A 14,770-nucleotide genomic window follows, 5' to 3' on the forward strand; every position below is an offset into this window, starting at 1 on the left:
AGAAAAATAATAGCCCTCCCGAGCACATGTGCTTGCAGGAGGGCTTTTTCTTATCATGATGAATGTCGGTGGAGAGAGGGACTGTCTTCCGCTCTGAAAAATTTGATCGCTTGCTCCAGATCCTCAACGATATCTGACAAACGCAGGGAGTCATCGAGAAATTGCTCCGATAAGGATAGACTTTCTTGATTGGCGGCTACGGCTTGCTGTGTGCCTGATACGACTTGCTGTGCAGACGCAGACAGATTGTCTACCCGCTGTGAAATGGCTTGGCTCTGTGTCGAGATTGTACCTGTGAGCGTTCTGATCGATTCAAATTGCGCAGTCAACGCTTCACTGAGCTGGATCGTGTTGTGAAAGATAGAAGCGGCCTGGTGCAAGGTTTGAATGCCATTTACAGTAGCGTGATCGGTCGTTTGCAAGCAGGCGGCTACATGCTCCATTCGTTCTTCCCCTGATTCAATTACCTTTTGAATGCGGGCCGATGCTTCTTCGGTCTGGTCGGACAGCAAGCGAATCTCGTCTGCTACGACGCTGAAGCCGATTCCGGCTTGTCCAGCCCTGGAAGCTTCGATTCGAGCATTGAAGGACAAAAGCTTGGTTCGCTTGGAGATGGCGGAAATCAGACCGAGCATTTCGTTGATGTCGCTCATGCTTTCTCTCATGGAGGACATGGCATGCATAGAAGCTTTCATATCCTCTGAGATACTGTGCATATTTTCTTTTAGCAAATCAATGGAGGTTGCTGCTTTCGCATTTTGCTGACGTGATTCCTGGCTCTGTACGATTGCTTTTTCCATGGAGTCTGTGATTCGAGACATTTCTTGTGTGATGCCGGCCATCGTGGCGTGGATATCATCGATCTGCTCCTGCTGGTTGTCCATTTCTTGGGCAAGTCGCTCTGTTACGGATACGACTTCTGACTGCATGGCGTGAGAATGGCGAGAGCCTTTTCCCACATGATCGGCTACTTGTTTGACGTCTGAGATGACATACTGGATTTTACCGATGATCGTCCGGATTTGTTCACTCATTCGATTGAAGCTGTCGGCCAACTGGCGAATTTCATCATTGCTTTGTACGTGCATGGTTTGCAGGAGATCGCCCTCGCTAAAGGCGGACATTTTTTGTTGTGCTTCCTTAATCGGCTTGATGATTCGACGTACGTACACATACAGCATGAGTGCAAGTGCAGCGAGTCCGACGAGTGAGACGGCCAAAATGGTTAGCTGAAGGCGGCGGACCTCTTGCTTTACCTCGGATACCGACTGTGCGACGATCACTCCCCATTTTAGGGAGGGGTCAAATTGATAGGCGGCAAAAGAGTCCACTCCATTAATCCTACTCGGTTCGTAGCCAGATTGACCAGCGATGACGTTTTGCACGATCGCAAGCTCTGAAAGAAGAGGGCGCTGCAACGCGTAGGACTGATCGGGATGAGCGACCAGCTTGCCTTGTTGATCAACAATCATGGCATATCCAGTTTCCCCTAGTTTAATCTGCCCGATGGATTCGCTCAGCTTCGGGACAGAGACAAATGCCACGACGACGCCTACGGGCTCCTCGTCTTCATTGCGCAAAGGGAGTGAGACGGCGATCTTGGGAAACTCCGTCTCGGAAAACTGGAAGACATCTGAGACAAAAATCCCCTGCTGTGGTAGATTCAATGCGCCCTCATACCAGTCCATTTTTCGCGGATCGTAGGAACTGTCGAGGGGTGATCCTGGAAAGGTTAAATACCTTCCGTCTGTGGTGACGATCTGTAACTCGGAAATCGTAGGATTGCTGGCAGACATATCTGTAAAAATGCCAAAGATCTGACTGTTGGTAACCGTGCTGTTTTTATAAGTGGAAGCAAATGATTGCAAGGCGGTTACGATGTCATAGACCCTGCTATGTACTTTCTGTAGAGCTGCACCTGATGCCTCGTGTAATTGCTGCTTTGTTTTTTCATTAAGCGTGGCTTCGGATTGATAGCTGATGAAGAAAGCGGCGATTGCCATCATGCAGACTACCATCCCCATAATGCCTGCGAACAGCCTGGTGAAAATTGAACGGTAATGAAACGACGAGTGACCCCATAGTTTTCTTATGTCTGGCATTCATTGTTCTCCCCTTATTCGTCAAAACGTTCAGCTTCATTGTAGGGGGTACTTAGGGGGGCGTATATGCTTTACCAGCAAGATTTACCATAACTTAATGTAAAATGACCTATGTAAAAAGTCCCAAAACAAAAACTTTATCGAAACTTAATAAACATCACACGGAACCCTAACATTGGTGCGCTATAGTGGGGAAGTAAAAGGACGTAACAATCACGAAGGAGCGAAGACCGTATGAGCGTTATTTCGGTGAGAGAGTTGAATCTCTTCTACGGTAATAAGCAAGCCCTCTATCATATAAATCTGGATGTAGAGCCTGATTCCATTACAGCATTAATTGGTCCGTCCGGCTGCGGTAAGTCTACATTTTTACGGACGTTGAATCGAATGAACGATTCAGTACCGAACACCAAAATTACGGGAACGGTAAAAGTGTTCGATGAGGATATTTATAGCTCTCGCGTAGAGGTTGAGCGACTTCGCAAAAATATCGGCATGGTGTTTCAGCATCCGAATCCTTTTCCGAAGAGCATCTATGACAACATCACGTACGGGCCGAGACTCCATGGCATGAACGATCGTAACAAGCTGGACGAGTTGGTAGAGACAAGCCTCAAGGCAGCAGCCCTTTGGGATGAAGTGAAGGATGTACTGAAAAAGCCAGCAACAGGGCTTTCGGGTGGGCAGCAGCAACGCCTCTGTATCGCACGGGCACTCGCTGTTCAGCCACAGATCATTTTGATGGATGAGCCAACCTCTGCCCTTGACCCGATTTCTACTGCGAAAATCGAAGAGCTGTTGGAAGAACTGAAGAGCCGTTATACGATTGTAATCGTGACGCACAACATGCAGCAGGCAGCACGTATTTCCGATAAGACTGCGTTTTTCTTGAATGGAGAGCTAGTCGAGTTTGACAGTACCCCGACGATCTTCCAAAATCCTCGTGACAAAAGAACAGAGGATTACATTACCGGACGTTTCGGATAATTCAATAGGCTTGATGGTAGGAGAGCGGACTTTTCGAGGTCCGCTCTTTTTAATTTTAAAATGTTTATAACTGTAGCCCAAATCTCTTTAACTCAATGAAAATACCTTCTAATCGTTTCCCTTTCTCCGTTAACGTATATTCCACACGCGGAGGGACTTCCGGAAACACCTTCCTTTCCAATATGCCGTGCTCCTCCAATTCCTTCAGTCTGAGTGAAAGTGTTTTCGGACTAATCCCATCCATGGATTTCAGCAGGTCGCTGAAACGCAGCGTTCCTTCGATAAGCAGGTCCCGAATAATTAAAAAGGTCCATTTGGTCCCTATAACGTCAAGTGTTTTGGCAATGGGGCAAGGTTGGCCCGGGGTTCCTTTGTTCAGTTCGATTGGCTCAAGAACATTCATCGGAATATCCTCCAAAATATTTTTTGTGATTCTTTGGCCTAGTATAGCGCAATACTATCTTTTCGGAAACTATATGAATTAAATATCACTACTTCCATAAATGAAGTTAGCGTATTTACAATATCAATGTGAACCGATACTTCCACTCTAAATAAGGAGTTGATCCGAACAACATGATTCCACGCACCAAAAAAATGAGTTCGATAGCTGGTATTGCTGTCATCTTCGGGACGATGCTGTTCGCAACAGCATGCGCGAATGATTCGAAAACATCAGCTTATGAGAATCAAACTGCTGAGTTGTCCGTCAAGACAGACGTTCAACTATTGAAGGATCTTCCTCAACCCGTTTCAATGACGATTGATTCCTCATTGAACGCAACAGAAGCTACCGAAATGGTACAGGCCGCTCAACGTTTCTACGGATTCTGGAACACGGGGAACGAGGATCTCATTGCACAAACCGTTTCTCCAAGTTTCATGGATAACACGTTGCCGAAAGGAAGACCTCAAGGTCCCGATGGCCTGTTATTCGCTTCTCGCAACTTCCGTAAAGCAGTTCCCGACTTGGAATGCACAATTGAGGATTTATTGGTAGTGGGGGACAAGGTGACAGCTCGTCTTTCCTTTACGGGTACGAGCAAAGGCGAGTTTATGGGAAAACCTTTGACCGGGAAACCCATTCAATTTATGGCGATCGATGTTTTGCGGATCAAGGATGGGAAGCTTGTGGAAGACTGGCATCTGGAAGACAATTTAACCTTTATGCAACAAATTGGCGTCGTAAAGGAGATGTAAAAAATGAAAAAAATCCTAATCATCAATGGTCACCAAAAATATGGCTCATCAGAGGGGAAACTGAACCAAACGTTGATGGATCATATGGTGAGTCTGCTCGAGAAAGAGAACCATGTGCGAACTACTATTATTGAAAATGGATACAAAATCGAAGAAGAGCACGAGAAATTTCTTTGGGCAGACATGGTCATTTATCAAACCCCCATCTACTGGTTCAGTGTCCCTGGGTTACTGAAAACATATATGGATGAAGTATTTGCGTACGGATTGTTTTTCAAGGGTGCGAATCAATACGGAAGAGGCGGTTTATTAACCGACAAAAAATATATGTTCTCGACGACTTGGAATGCTCCAGAAAAAGCATTTAACGATCCAACCCAATTTTTTAAAGGGGAAAGCTTGGAAGATGCAATCAGCCATTTGCACCGCGTAAAGGAATTTTTGGGCATGCAACCTGTAAAGAGCTTTGCTTGCTATGACGTCATCAAAAACCCGCAGATCGATCGATTTGTATCCGAACTCGAGGCGCATCTCAAACAAGTATTGAGTTTCTAAATGAAAATCTCAAAGGAAAGGGGAGAGATCCTATCATGTTGCACAATCAAAAGATAGTCATCATCGGCGGAAGCTCTGGAATTGGTTTGGAGACAGCCAAACAGGCAATAGCACTAGGAGCTGAAGTGATCATTGCCAGCCGCTCAGAGGATAAATTGCAGAAGGCAAAAGAGAGTCTGGGTTCCAAAGCCTCGGCGTATACACTGGATACCACCGATGAGCAGCAAGTTCAGGCCTTTTTTGAAAAAGTAGGCACGTGTGATCATCTGGTCGTCAGTGCGGCTGAAACATCTGGCGGTTCATTCCTTCAAACGGATTCAGCCCAAGCGCGTAAGTTGTTCGATAACAAATTCTGGGGCCAATACTACGCGGCGAAGTACGGAGCGCCGAAGATTTCAACAAACGGTTCCATCACCTTATTCTCCGGAGTTGTCGCCTACAAAGCGATGATTGGTTCATCTGCGCTTGGTGCAGTCAATGCGGCGGTTTCGAATCTGGGGCAAACCCTCGCCTTGGAACTGGCACCAATCCGAGTAAATATCGTTTCACCTGGCATTATTGATACGCCATCACGCAGTAAAATGCCGGAAGACGTGCGCAATAATTTCTATGCAACATTGGCAGACAAGCTCCCTGTGAAACGAGTTGGACAAGCGCAAGACGTCGCACAAAGCGTACTATACCTGCTCCAAAATAGTTTTGTAACCGGCACTGTTCTTCATGTAGAAGGTGGCCACATTTTACTTTAAAGGATTCCATTACCGGACGTTTCGGATCATTTTAATTTGTAGTATGGTAGGAGAGCGGACTTTTCGAGGTCCGTTCTTTTTGGTTTTTGGAAAGGAGATACATGCAGTGGTTTGGATTTCATTTTTTCTTTTTCTGATCACGTTGACATTGGTCATCTGGCAACCGCGGGGGCTGTCGATTGGCTATCCGGCTGTCGGAGGAGCACTGTTGGCTTTGGTGATCGGGGTAGTCACAATAGCGGATGTCGCTGAGGTCACCTCGATTGTCTGGAATGCAACGCTCGCCTTAATCGGAATTATCATCATTTCACTTGTATTGGACGAAATCGGTTTTTTTGAATGGGCTGCGCTCCATATGGCTCGTTTTGCCAAAGGAAATGGGCGGCTTATGTTCGTTTATGTCATCCTGCTTGGTTCACTCGTATCTGCCTTGTTTACGAATGATGGGGCAGCCTTGATCCTGACACCGATTGTGTTGGCACAGGTGCGGGCACTAAAGCTGGATGGGAAAACGGTTTTGGCATTTGTCATGGCGAGCGGATTCATTGCTGATACGAGTTCTTTGCCCTTTGTGATTAGCAATCTGGTGAATATTGTTTCAGCTGACTATTTTGATATTGGCTTTGCTGCGTATGCGGCCAAAATGATCATTCCGACTTTGTTTTCGATTGTTGGGAGTCTGCTGGTTTTGTACCTATATTTTCGCAAAAGCATCCCGGCGCAGATTGATCTTTCCCATCTGAAAAATCCGGAGGAAGCCATTCGCGACCACAGAATGTTTCGCTTGGCGTGGCCGATTCTTGCAGTCTTGTTGATTGGTTTTTTTATAAGCGAGTCCATCCATACGCCCGTTTCTATCATTATTGCGGGGGCAGCCATCATTTTTTGCCTGGCTGCAAGAAAAAGTGAAGCGATCGCCATGCGGCGGATTATGAAAGAAGCGCCGTGGGTAGTCGTTATTTTTTCGATTGGCATGTATGTCGTGGTGTGGGGGCTGCACAACGCGAGATTGACTGACTTAGTCAAGGACACCTTGGATTGGTTCATGGCGCATGGTTTATTGGCAACGACCTTGGGGACGGGCTTTCTCGCTGCTGTTCTTTCCTCTGTCATGAACAACCTTCCGACAGTGATGTTCAACGCACTCGCGATTGCCGGGACACAGGCAGACGGATTGTTGCGGGAAGCCATGATCTACGCGAATGTGATCGGGAGCGATTTGGGGCCGAAAATGACTCCGATTGGATCACTGGCGACCTTACTCTGGTTGCATGTTTTGGGACGTAAAGACGTGACAATTACGTGGGGACAGTACTTTCGGACGGGGGTTATTTTGACCGTACCGACATTGACGGTAACCTTGCTTGGATTGTATCTGACATTGGTTTATTTTTCATAGGGAATGAAAAGCCTGCTGGTTAATAGTCAGCAGGTTTTTTCTATTCATCACGCTGCTCGCAGTGAAATAGGCAGAATAGGACCTGGCACAGACGGAAAAAATAGGCGCAACGTACGTAAAAAGGAGGATGTTTCCATGTGGCATGGCTGGCCGATCGAACGCGTACTGATACTTTTTGCTGGATTGGCGTTTGCCCTGATTGCGGTTCAGGTCACGCTTTTTCACTCCAGACAAAACTTCCGACATTGGGCAATGTGGATTCCCGTGCTTGAGCTCCCTGTATTTGCGGTTACTGCTATTGTTTTATCGTTTGTGAATGCGGGTTGGCTGCGTTGGGTGTTTGCTTTGATGATGGTGGTCGGCATGGCTGGTGGTTTGTACGGGGCCTATTTGCATACGGTCGGGGTTGGGCAGCGTGTGGGAGGTTATTCGCAAGGTCAAAATTTTCTCGTCGGTCCTCCTGTGATTCTTCCATTACTGATCACCGCAATGTCAGCATTAGGGCTTCTTGCGCTGTTTTGGTAAAAATCGTTTTCGAAGGGGGTGAGAGGACATGGAGAAGCCTGGACGTTACCCATCCTATGATGTTTGGGACCAGCATACAGAGTGGGATGCTCACACAAGGAAAGTAGTAGGGGCCAGACGAATGCCCGCGATTGCCAATCAATTTTTTACGAAGCCTGAATCCTTGCTCTTACAAACAGTTGTAGGCGTATTGGTCCATGATCACCGTTTGGAGGTGCTGACCTTTGTGGTCGAGCATCTGGATAATACGACGGCTAGTAATATTGGCGAGTCGCAACGAAAGGTCGGAGTTCCACCCCAAAAAGAGCTCTATCGCTCGGGCTTGAAAGGGATTGATGCGGAGAGTCATGCCGCTTATGGAACTGATTTTGTTGCGTTGAAGCTAGACCAGCAGGAAGCCGTTCTTCAGCACGTCGCGAATGGGGGTATCCAAAACCAGGAGGCGTGGACAGACATGGCTCCCGCAGATTTTTTCAAGCGGTTGCTGCATGACACAGTCAGTGCGTACTATTCACATCCGTTGGTTTGGTCGGACATCGGCTACGGCGGCCCCGCTTATCCGCGCGGCTATGTACGGGTGGAAAAAGGATTGACGGACCCATGGGAGGCAAAAGCAAATGACGAGTCATGACCATCGTACGATTACTCATCGCCCCACTCCTGTGGATCAAAGAAAATACGCCGATGACGCAGATGTATGCATCGTAGGTGCTGGAGCGGCAGGAGGCGTACTGGCTTATGAGCTGGCAAAGGCCGGGTTGCGTGTAGTCGTACTGGAAGCAGGGCCGTTTTGGGACCCTCAACATGATTTTGCCAGTGATGAGCTGTCGATGCGGAGATTGGCCTGGCAGGAAACAAGGCTGGTAGCAGGCAATGATCCACTGCGTTTGGGACATAACAACTCAGGACGGGGAATTGGGGGAGGCACCGTGCATTTTACGGGGGTGTTCCTGCGTTTCCACGAGAGTGATTTTAAGACGAAGACCATAGACGGCGTAGGGGAAGACTGGCCGATTACGTATCAGGACCTTGCTCCATATTACGACAAGATTGAACGGGAGATTGCGGTCTCAGGTCCCAATCATTTTCCGTGGGGTTCCTTTCAAGGCCCGTATCCGTACCCCGTTCGGGAGCCAATCAGTGCCAATGCCCAACTGTTCCGGGAAGGGTGCGAGAAGCTGGGGATCGAGAGTGTGGTCGCCCCTCTGGCGATTTTATCGGCCCCCTTTGATGGACGTCCTCCCTGTATTAATCGTGGCTTTTGCAATCAAGGGTGCATGCCGAATGCCAAATACAGCGGGCTGATTCATCATATCCCCAAAGCGATAGCGGAGGGGGCAGAGGTGCTGTCCGACTGCATGGTGACGGAAATTTTGATGGCTGGAGACCGGGTCAGTGGCGTGTTGTTCAACCATAATGGTTTGACGCACAGGCAAATGGCTCGTGTGGTCATTTTGGCCGGGTTTGTGGTGGAGACTCCCAGATTGCTACTCAGTTCGGCGAATGCTCAGTTTCCGCAAGGGTTGGCGAATTCGAGTGGATGGGTAGGAAAAGCTATTATGCCTCACTCCAGTCATGATGTATACGGACGACTCCCGGAGGAAGTGCGATTGTATAAAGGGACACCTGTCCTTGCCTTGACCCAGCATTTTTATGAGACGGAACGGGAACGAGGCTTTGCCCGCGGATATACATTGAGTGCACACGGGGCACGTCCAGTCGGGATGGCGGCTGCTATTGCTGCCGAGAGGGAAGACGGCTCGTATTTATGGGGAAAACAGCTTCGAGAAACCATGCTGGATTACAATATGTATGCGCGGATCACCTTGGTCGGGGAAGTGTTGCCTCATCCCGATAACAGAGTGACGCTCTCTGGGGAAAAAGATGAATACGGAATGCCGATCCCTACGGTAACGTTTAGTTATCAGGAGAACGACAAACAACTGTACAAGCATGCTATTGGGCAAATGAACAGGATTATAGAGGCGATGGGTGGGCAGCCAGAGCATGTGGTATCGGATACCGCTCATCTTATGGGGGGATGCCGGATGGGGAATGACAGGGAAACCTCTGTTGTGAATGAATATGGGCAGTCACATGACATACCCAATCTTTTCATAACGGGTGCTTCTACGTTCGTTACCTCGAGTGGCAGCAACCCGACAAATACAGTCATGGCGCTGGCTGCGCGCACTGCAGACAAGATCATTGAGGCGATGAAAAAGCAAGAGGTATAAGCAGGGTTCACATAACTTTTGCGTTCCTATCTTCCCCATCATATAAGCCATATAGTATACTGATAAACAGATATGTAAGGCAAAGGTGGGTATCCTTATGGAAATGGATTTGATGCAGGTTCTGTTTTTGTCAGAGACTTATAAGCTACTTGGTGACAAGACGCGCTTGACGATCATGGCTCTCCTGCAAGTACAGTCCTTATGTGTCCGTGATCTCGTGGAAATTTTGCAAACTTCCCAGCCTTCTGTTTCTCAGCACTTGGCTAAGCTCAAAACTCATGGTTTGGTCAAAGAGCGTCGGAAGGGACCGTGGGTATATTACTCCGTTAATACAGAATGCGGTCCTGAAGTTAAGCAAATTTTGTCTAACTTGCCGGATATGTCGCCAATCGTCAAACAAAAATCAGTTGCAAGTGAACCTTCATTTGGCTGATCAGTCGTAAAAAGCGTTGGATCAATTGAGATCCAACGCTTTTTTTAGTTCTTCCTTGTCAAATCCATGGATGACCATTTGCTCGCCGTTTTCCTTTTCAATGTAGGTTACAGGTGTCATGCTGGCGCCTAATTGAATAGCTTCCTGGAAATAAGCCTCGTTTTTTCGGATGTCTCTGTCTTCGAAAGCAATGTTGTTTGAAGTCAGCCACATTTTTTCTTCCTGACAAGGACCGCAAGTGACTTGGGTATAGATAATAACCTTGTGAGCCATACAGAATTGCTCCTTTCAAAAGCAGAGTAGAAGCCTTGCTCTTTCCAATATGAATGATCGTTCGCGACAAAGCAAGTCAACAACAGCACAATTTGGGAAAATAAGGATGGATACGCACATAGGGGGCTGTACAAATTATATTCAGTGACGTCGAGGAGGTGAAAGTAACGATGCCTAAACAAAACAAACAAGCGGGTATGGGCAAAGCGAACCAAGCTAGCCAAGCAGCAAACACTGCGACTGAATTCGCAAGTGAAACAAACGCAGCAGAGGTTCGTGGTCAGAACCAACAATCCGCACAACGCGCTGCTTCCCAAGGCGCTGCGACTGAGTTCGCAAGTGAGACAAATGTTGCGGAGGTTCGCCGTCAAAACCAACAATCGGCTGCACAACAATCTTCTGGCCAAGCTACTGAGTAGGAGCCAGCGGAAAAAGGCCCTCGCAATTTGCGGGGGTTTTCTTATTTTTACGGAAAGTCTATGCGTGGAATGTAGTTTCTATCCCCGCACTTGCAAAAGCGTGGAAGTGGATGATACTGTGATTCGTAAATCCGCCCACTAGGAGGCAATTGCTCATGATCATTGGAACAGGCGTAGACATAGTGGAAATAGAGCGCATCGCTACTTTGATAAAAAGACAAGAGAGTGCAATCAAACGCTTTTTGACCACAGATGAACAACAGCTCTTGCATGGAAAGACAGAGACGAGACAGGCGGAAATGGTTGCAGGCAGATTTGCTGCCAAGGAAGCGGGAGCAAAAGCTCTTGGCACAGGCATTGGAGCCGTACTCAGCTTTTTGGATATGGAAATCCTCCCGAATGATTCGGGCAAGCCGATCATGACCATAAAGCACGAGGTGTACAGCAAACTCGATCTGGACCCCGCTCTCGTCCATATTCATGTGAGCATTTCGCATAGCCAAACGCATGCGATTGCGCAAGTCATTGTAGAACAACGATAGATGTTTTGAACAACCTCGATAAACTTGTCTGCATATTGGGACGAGGATGGACATACATTTATATCGCGTAGATCAGGAGGGACTACCTGCTCTTACACAGGAAGGCTAAGTCTGTAGCCGATCCAAGCGATATATCGCCAACTTCGTATCCATTTGCAACCATTGACACGATGTGCGCTGCATGGGCGAGAGACTGACAGATTTCCCAGGAAATAGACAGGGATGCCCTTCTTTGTCGAAAATATTGACAAGGAGGAGTTCATTGAATGAAACGGGTAGCTTTACCACTGGTGTTATTGTTGGTTTTCACCCTGTTCCTTGGCGGTTGTTTCGGTCAGAAAACACCAGAAGATGTGGTGAGCGACCTGAACGGTACGCTGGGAAAAATGTCTGGGTACAAGTCTCAGGCTGTTTTGACCATGCAGACAGGCTCTACCCCCATGGAGTACGATGTTCAGGTCTGGTATGAAAAGCCAACCAACTATCGGGTAGCTCTCACCTCGAAGCAGCGTGGCATTACACAAATCATCTTGCGAAACAATGAAGGAGTCTTTGTACTGACCCCGCATCTGAACAAGAGCTTCCGCTTCCAAAGTGGCTGGCCTGAGAACAACGGACCGTTGTATCTATACGAAACACTGGCCAAGAGCATTATCGATGACACTGAGCGCCAAATGAAGATGGAAGAAAAACAGTATGTATTCGAAGTGAAAGCGAACTACAGCGGTAATCGTTCTTTGACCAAGCAAAAAATTTGGCTGACAGAAGATTTCAAACCGACGCACGCCGAAATTATGGATGCTAGCATGAATCCGCTCGTACGGATTGATTTCACTGATTTTTCGTTCAACCCTATGTTTGACAAAGATGCCTTTGACAAAGAGCGCAACATGACAACGAGCTCGTTGACAACGATCCCAACAATGGCGAAAACAAATGGACAGGTCATGAAACAGCCGAACAGCCAATTCGGTGTCATCGTCCCTACGTATATGCCAGAAGGGGTTAAGCAAGGAGATATTGAGCCAGTTACCCGTGATGGGGAGAGAAAAGTCATCTTGACCTACAAAGGGGCCTACAATTACAAGGTAATCGAAGGACGCCCGACAGCAGCATCTGTGTCGTATGAGCAAGGTATGCCTGTGAACCTCGGCTTTACGGTGGGTGTGCTTGCGCAGACAGGTGAAAATCAGCGACTGCTGACGTGGGAGCTCGACGGCATCGAGTATACAATCGCGGGGGATCTTCCTGAGGAAGAAATGGTGAATGTCGCACAGTCGACATATGGTCTCAGCGCAAAATAAAAGTGTGGGAGAGGGGACGGTGAATGCCGTCCTCTTTTGTTTTTTCTTTGGAAAGTGGCTGTAGCGGAGGGGAAGAAGCGCATTTCCAGTCTACGCTTCGGCCTACGCCCTGCAAGGGGTTAGACTGTCCGCTCCAGAGGCGCTTGGACTGGAAATGCACTTCTTCCCAAGTGACTTTGTTCTACTATTTGAGAAAATCTCCCCTGTTGATACTCAAAGGATGATCTTCCTAAGTTTTAAAGAGAGCGATGAATCCAAAAAGCTGGCGAAAAGAAAAAGCACAGGGCTCGCAGACCTTGACAACGCCTACCCAGTCGGAACTCCAAAAAGGGGACCCGCTTGTCGAACACTTCTTCCTTGAGAAACGTCCGCCCGTAGGGTGGCTTTGGCTCGACGGTCCTCTTTTTGCAGTGGAGACGGACAGTCAATCCCCCACGCTGGCGTGTCAGAGTCGAAGAGAACTGTGCTTTTTCTTTTCCTCCACTATGTTGAATCATAGTTTTTTACGATTTTCCCTCAAGTTTTCCTTTTTTCTCAAACGGGAATCTAAAAATACCCATGTACACTTGGTCTTGTACCAAAGAGGCAGCACACTTCACGAGAAAAGACGAAAGGGTTGAGTGTATATGTTTAGCAAAGCGAAAATGGGAATGTTGATGGGAACAATGGCAGTGGTTCTGAGTCTGGGTAGCATAGGCGGAGCAATGGCAGCCGATTCAGCAAAACCAGCTTCATTGAATAAACCGGCAGAAGTAAAATTCAAAACAGGCAAGATGGGCCACCACGGTGGGGTGGGCTTCAAAGAAAGCTTCAAAGAAAATACAGAGCTGCTCTCACTGTTGAAGCTGGATGCTGACAAGCTGAAAGAAGAGCTTGCGGCAGGGAAAACACTCGCAGCGATTGCACAAGCCCAAGGAGTCGACACTGCCGATGTCGTAGCACTTCTGGTTGAACAGCAAGAGGCCAAACTGAAGGAAGCGGTAGCAGCAGGCAAGCTGAAGCAGGAGCAGGCAGATAAGCAGACTGAAAAACTGAGCGATCGCGTAAAAGAACAGGTAGAAAACACGAAACCGGATAAAGGCTTCGGCAAAGGTGGCTCAGGCAAAGGTGGCTTCATCGGTGGCTTCGAGAAAAACGAAGAACTGCTGTCCCTTTTGAAACTGGATGCCGCTAAATTCCAAGAACAACTGAAAGCGGACAAATCGCTGGCTGCTATCGCAGAGGCTCAAGGCGTATCTGTGGATGATCTGGTGGATTTGTTGGTAAAACAACAGGAAACCAAGCTGAAAGAGGCGGTAGCGGCAGGCAAGCTCACGCAGGAGCAAGCTGACAAGATGAATGAAAATGCGAGCCAGCGAGTAAAAGAAATGGTGCAAAATACGCATCAAGGACGTGGACCAGGTAAAGGAATGGGCCTCGAGAAAAATAATGAAGAACTGCTGTCCCTCCTCAAGTTGGATGCAGACAAACTGAAGGAAGAGCAAAAAGCAGGGAAATCGCTGGCTACCATCGCAGAAGCGCAAGGTGTATCCGTGGATGATCTGGTAGCGCTTTTGGTCAAACAACAAAAGGCCAATCTGAAAGAGGCGGTAACTGCCGGGAAGCTAACGCAGGAACAAGCCGACAAAATGAATGAGAATGCCAGTGAGCGGGCAAAAGAAATGATACAAAACACGCATCAAGGACGTGGACCGGGTAAAGGAATGGGCTTCGAGAAAAATAATGAAGAACTGCTGTCCCTCCTCAAGCTGGATGCAGACAAACTGAAGGAAGATCAAAAAGCAGGGAAATCGTTGGCAACCATCGCTAAGGAGCAGGGCGTAGAAGTGGATGACGTCATCGAGCTCTTGGTAGGTCAGCGCGAAGCCAAGCTAAAAGAAGAAGTAAAGGCAGGCAAGCTCACACAGGAGCAGGCAGACAAACGCAGCGAGGAATTGACAGCGATGGTGCAAAAGATGGTGGATGGCAGCTTTGAAAAAGTCGTTTTCCCAAGACATGAAAAAGAGGGAAAAGACCAGGAGAAAACAATGTAGAAAAGTCAGCAG

Annotated in this window: 16 protein-coding genes; 13 read left to right on the forward strand and 3 right to left on the reverse strand. The window is 47.8% G+C overall.

Annotation, left to right across the window (positions count from 1 at the left end):
* Positions 1-53: 53 nt before the first annotated feature.
* Positions 54-2,102: a methyl-accepting chemotaxis protein gene (locus HPY28_RS23945; protein WP_017247279.1), complete on the reverse strand. Its 2,049-nt coding sequence runs from the start codon at positions 2,100-2,102 to the stop codon at positions 54-56.
* 234 nt (positions 2,103-2,336) lie between these two features.
* Between HPY28_RS23945 and pstB the strand changes: the two genes are divergently transcribed.
* The gene (gene pstB, locus HPY28_RS23950) at positions 2,337-3,089 is read left to right on the forward strand and encodes a phosphate ABC transporter ATP-binding protein PstB (protein WP_017247280.1); all 753 of its coding nucleotides are present in this window, start codon (positions 2,337-2,339) and stop codon (positions 3,087-3,089) included.
* Between the two features lie 64 nt (positions 3,090-3,153).
* Here the strand turns inward: pstB and HPY28_RS23955 are convergent, their stop codons facing one another.
* Positions 3,154-3,492: a winged helix-turn-helix transcriptional regulator gene (locus tag HPY28_RS23955; protein WP_017247281.1), complete on the reverse strand. Its 339-nt coding sequence runs from the start codon at positions 3,490-3,492 to the stop codon at positions 3,154-3,156.
* A 173-nt stretch (positions 3,493-3,665) separates the two neighbouring features.
* Between HPY28_RS23955 and HPY28_RS23960 the strand changes: the two genes are divergently transcribed.
* The 8 genes from HPY28_RS23960 to HPY28_RS23995 all read left to right on the forward strand — a co-directional run bounded on the left by HPY28_RS23960 (position 3,666) and on the right by HPY28_RS23995 (position 10,187).
* Positions 3,666-4,289 (forward strand): ester cyclase, encoded by a 624-nt coding sequence (locus HPY28_RS23960; protein ID WP_174231549.1) that lies wholly within the window; start codon positions 3,666-3,668, stop codon positions 4,287-4,289.
* 3 nt (positions 4,290-4,292) lie between these two features.
* Positions 4,293-4,844, forward strand: a complete 552-nt coding sequence (locus HPY28_RS23965) for an NAD(P)H-dependent oxidoreductase (protein WP_069852096.1) — start codon at positions 4,293-4,295, stop codon at positions 4,842-4,844.
* A 35-nt stretch (positions 4,845-4,879) separates the two neighbouring features.
* Positions 4,880-5,593: an SDR family oxidoreductase gene (locus HPY28_RS23970; RefSeq protein ID WP_174231550.1), complete on the forward strand. Its 714-nt coding sequence runs from the start codon at positions 4,880-4,882 to the stop codon at positions 5,591-5,593.
* 106 nt (positions 5,594-5,699) lie between these two features.
* Complete coding sequence (locus HPY28_RS23975; RefSeq protein ID WP_174231551.1) at positions 5,700-6,992, forward strand: arsenic transporter; 1,293 nt, start codon at positions 5,700-5,702, stop codon at positions 6,990-6,992.
* A 135-nt stretch (positions 6,993-7,127) separates the two neighbouring features.
* Entirely contained in the window at positions 7,128-7,517 is a 390-nt protein-coding gene (locus tag HPY28_RS23980; protein ID WP_106835605.1) for a hypothetical protein, read from the forward strand.
* A 28-nt stretch (positions 7,518-7,545) separates the two neighbouring features.
* Positions 7,546-8,148 (forward strand): gluconate 2-dehydrogenase subunit 3 family protein, encoded by a 603-nt coding sequence (locus HPY28_RS23985; protein WP_017247287.1) that lies wholly within the window; start codon positions 7,546-7,548, stop codon positions 8,146-8,148.
* Entirely contained in the window at positions 8,135-9,754 is a 1,620-nt protein-coding gene (locus HPY28_RS23990) for a GMC family oxidoreductase (RefSeq protein ID WP_174231552.1), read from the forward strand. Before HPY28_RS23985 ends, HPY28_RS23990 begins: the two co-directional genes overlap by 14 nt.
* 97 nt (positions 9,755-9,851) lie before the next feature.
* Complete coding sequence (locus tag HPY28_RS23995; RefSeq protein WP_048036218.1) at positions 9,852-10,187, forward strand: ArsR/SmtB family transcription factor; 336 nt, start codon at positions 9,852-9,854, stop codon at positions 10,185-10,187.
* A 21-nt stretch (positions 10,188-10,208) separates the two neighbouring features.
* Here the strand turns inward: HPY28_RS23995 and HPY28_RS24000 are convergent, their stop codons facing one another.
* A complete protein-coding gene (locus tag HPY28_RS24000; RefSeq protein WP_017247290.1) occupies positions 10,209-10,460 on the reverse strand; it encodes a glutaredoxin family protein in 252 nt (83 codons plus the stop codon).
* A gap of 170 nt (positions 10,461-10,630) precedes the next feature.
* On the opposite strand from HPY28_RS24000, the gene HPY28_RS24005 reads away from it, so the two are divergent.
* From HPY28_RS24005 to HPY28_RS24020, 4 genes are all read left to right on the forward strand, one after another.
* Positions 10,631-10,879 (forward strand): gamma-type small acid-soluble spore protein, encoded by a 249-nt coding sequence (locus tag HPY28_RS24005; protein WP_017247291.1) that lies wholly within the window; start codon positions 10,631-10,633, stop codon positions 10,877-10,879.
* Positions 10,880-11,034: 155 nt separating this feature from the next.
* Positions 11,035-11,421: a holo-ACP synthase gene (acpS, locus tag HPY28_RS24010; RefSeq protein ID WP_100169643.1), complete on the forward strand. Its 387-nt coding sequence runs from the start codon at positions 11,035-11,037 to the stop codon at positions 11,419-11,421.
* A gap of 266 nt (positions 11,422-11,687) precedes the next feature.
* Positions 11,688-12,725 (forward strand): outer membrane lipoprotein-sorting protein, encoded by a 1,038-nt coding sequence (locus tag HPY28_RS24015; RefSeq protein ID WP_100169644.1) that lies wholly within the window; start codon positions 11,688-11,690, stop codon positions 12,723-12,725.
* 626 nt (positions 12,726-13,351) lie between these two features.
* Positions 13,352-14,758, forward strand: a complete 1,407-nt coding sequence (locus HPY28_RS24020) for a coiled-coil domain-containing protein (RefSeq protein WP_174231553.1) — start codon at positions 13,352-13,354, stop codon at positions 14,756-14,758.
* Positions 14,759-14,770 lie beyond the last annotated feature (12 nt).

Origin of the sequence: Brevibacillus sp. HB1.2, assembly GCF_013332495.1 — a bacterium.
GTDB lineage: Bacteria > Bacillota > Bacilli > Brevibacillales > Brevibacillaceae > Brevibacillus > Brevibacillus porteri.

What these genes read in the sequence shown, in the direction of transcription:
- HPY28_RS24020 (WP_174231553.1), top strand. Translation starts at nt 13,352, where the DNA reads ATGTTTAGCAAAGCGAAAATGGGAATGTTGATGGGAACAATGGCAGTG.
- pstB (WP_017247280.1), top strand. Translation starts at nt 2,337, where the DNA reads ATGAGCGTTATTTCGGTGAGAGAGTTGAATCTCTTCTACGGTAATAAG.
- HPY28_RS23985 (WP_017247287.1), top strand. Translation starts at nt 7,546, where the DNA reads ATGGAGAAGCCTGGACGTTACCCATCCTATGATGTTTGGGACCAGCAT.
- HPY28_RS23990 (WP_174231552.1), top strand. Translation starts at nt 8,135, where the DNA reads ATGACGAGTCATGACCATCGTACGATTACTCATCGCCCCACTCCTGTG.
- HPY28_RS23995 (WP_048036218.1), top strand. Translation starts at nt 9,852, where the DNA reads ATGGAAATGGATTTGATGCAGGTTCTGTTTTTGTCAGAGACTTATAAG.
- HPY28_RS23945 (WP_017247279.1), bottom strand. Translation starts at nt 2,102, where the DNA reads ATGCCAGACATAAGAAAACTATGGGGTCACTCGTCGTTTCATTACCGT.
- HPY28_RS23955 (WP_017247281.1), bottom strand. Translation starts at nt 3,492, where the DNA reads ATGAATGTTCTTGAGCCAATCGAACTGAACAAAGGAACCCCGGGCCAA.
- HPY28_RS23970 (WP_174231550.1), top strand. Translation starts at nt 4,880, where the DNA reads ATGTTGCACAATCAAAAGATAGTCATCATCGGCGGAAGCTCTGGAATT.
- HPY28_RS23965 (WP_069852096.1), top strand. Translation starts at nt 4,293, where the DNA reads ATGAAAAAAATCCTAATCATCAATGGTCACCAAAAATATGGCTCATCA.
- HPY28_RS24015 (WP_100169644.1), top strand. Translation starts at nt 11,688, where the DNA reads ATGAAACGGGTAGCTTTACCACTGGTGTTATTGTTGGTTTTCACCCTG.
- acpS (WP_100169643.1), top strand. Translation starts at nt 11,035, where the DNA reads ATGATCATTGGAACAGGCGTAGACATAGTGGAAATAGAGCGCATCGCT.
- HPY28_RS23960 (WP_174231549.1), top strand. Translation starts at nt 3,666, where the DNA reads ATGATTCCACGCACCAAAAAAATGAGTTCGATAGCTGGTATTGCTGTC.
- HPY28_RS24005 (WP_017247291.1), top strand. Translation starts at nt 10,631, where the DNA reads ATGCCTAAACAAAACAAACAAGCGGGTATGGGCAAAGCGAACCAAGCT.
- HPY28_RS23980 (WP_106835605.1), top strand. Translation starts at nt 7,128, where the DNA reads ATGTGGCATGGCTGGCCGATCGAACGCGTACTGATACTTTTTGCTGGA.
- HPY28_RS24000 (WP_017247290.1), bottom strand. Translation starts at nt 10,460, where the DNA reads ATGGCTCACAAGGTTATTATCTATACCCAAGTCACTTGCGGTCCTTGT.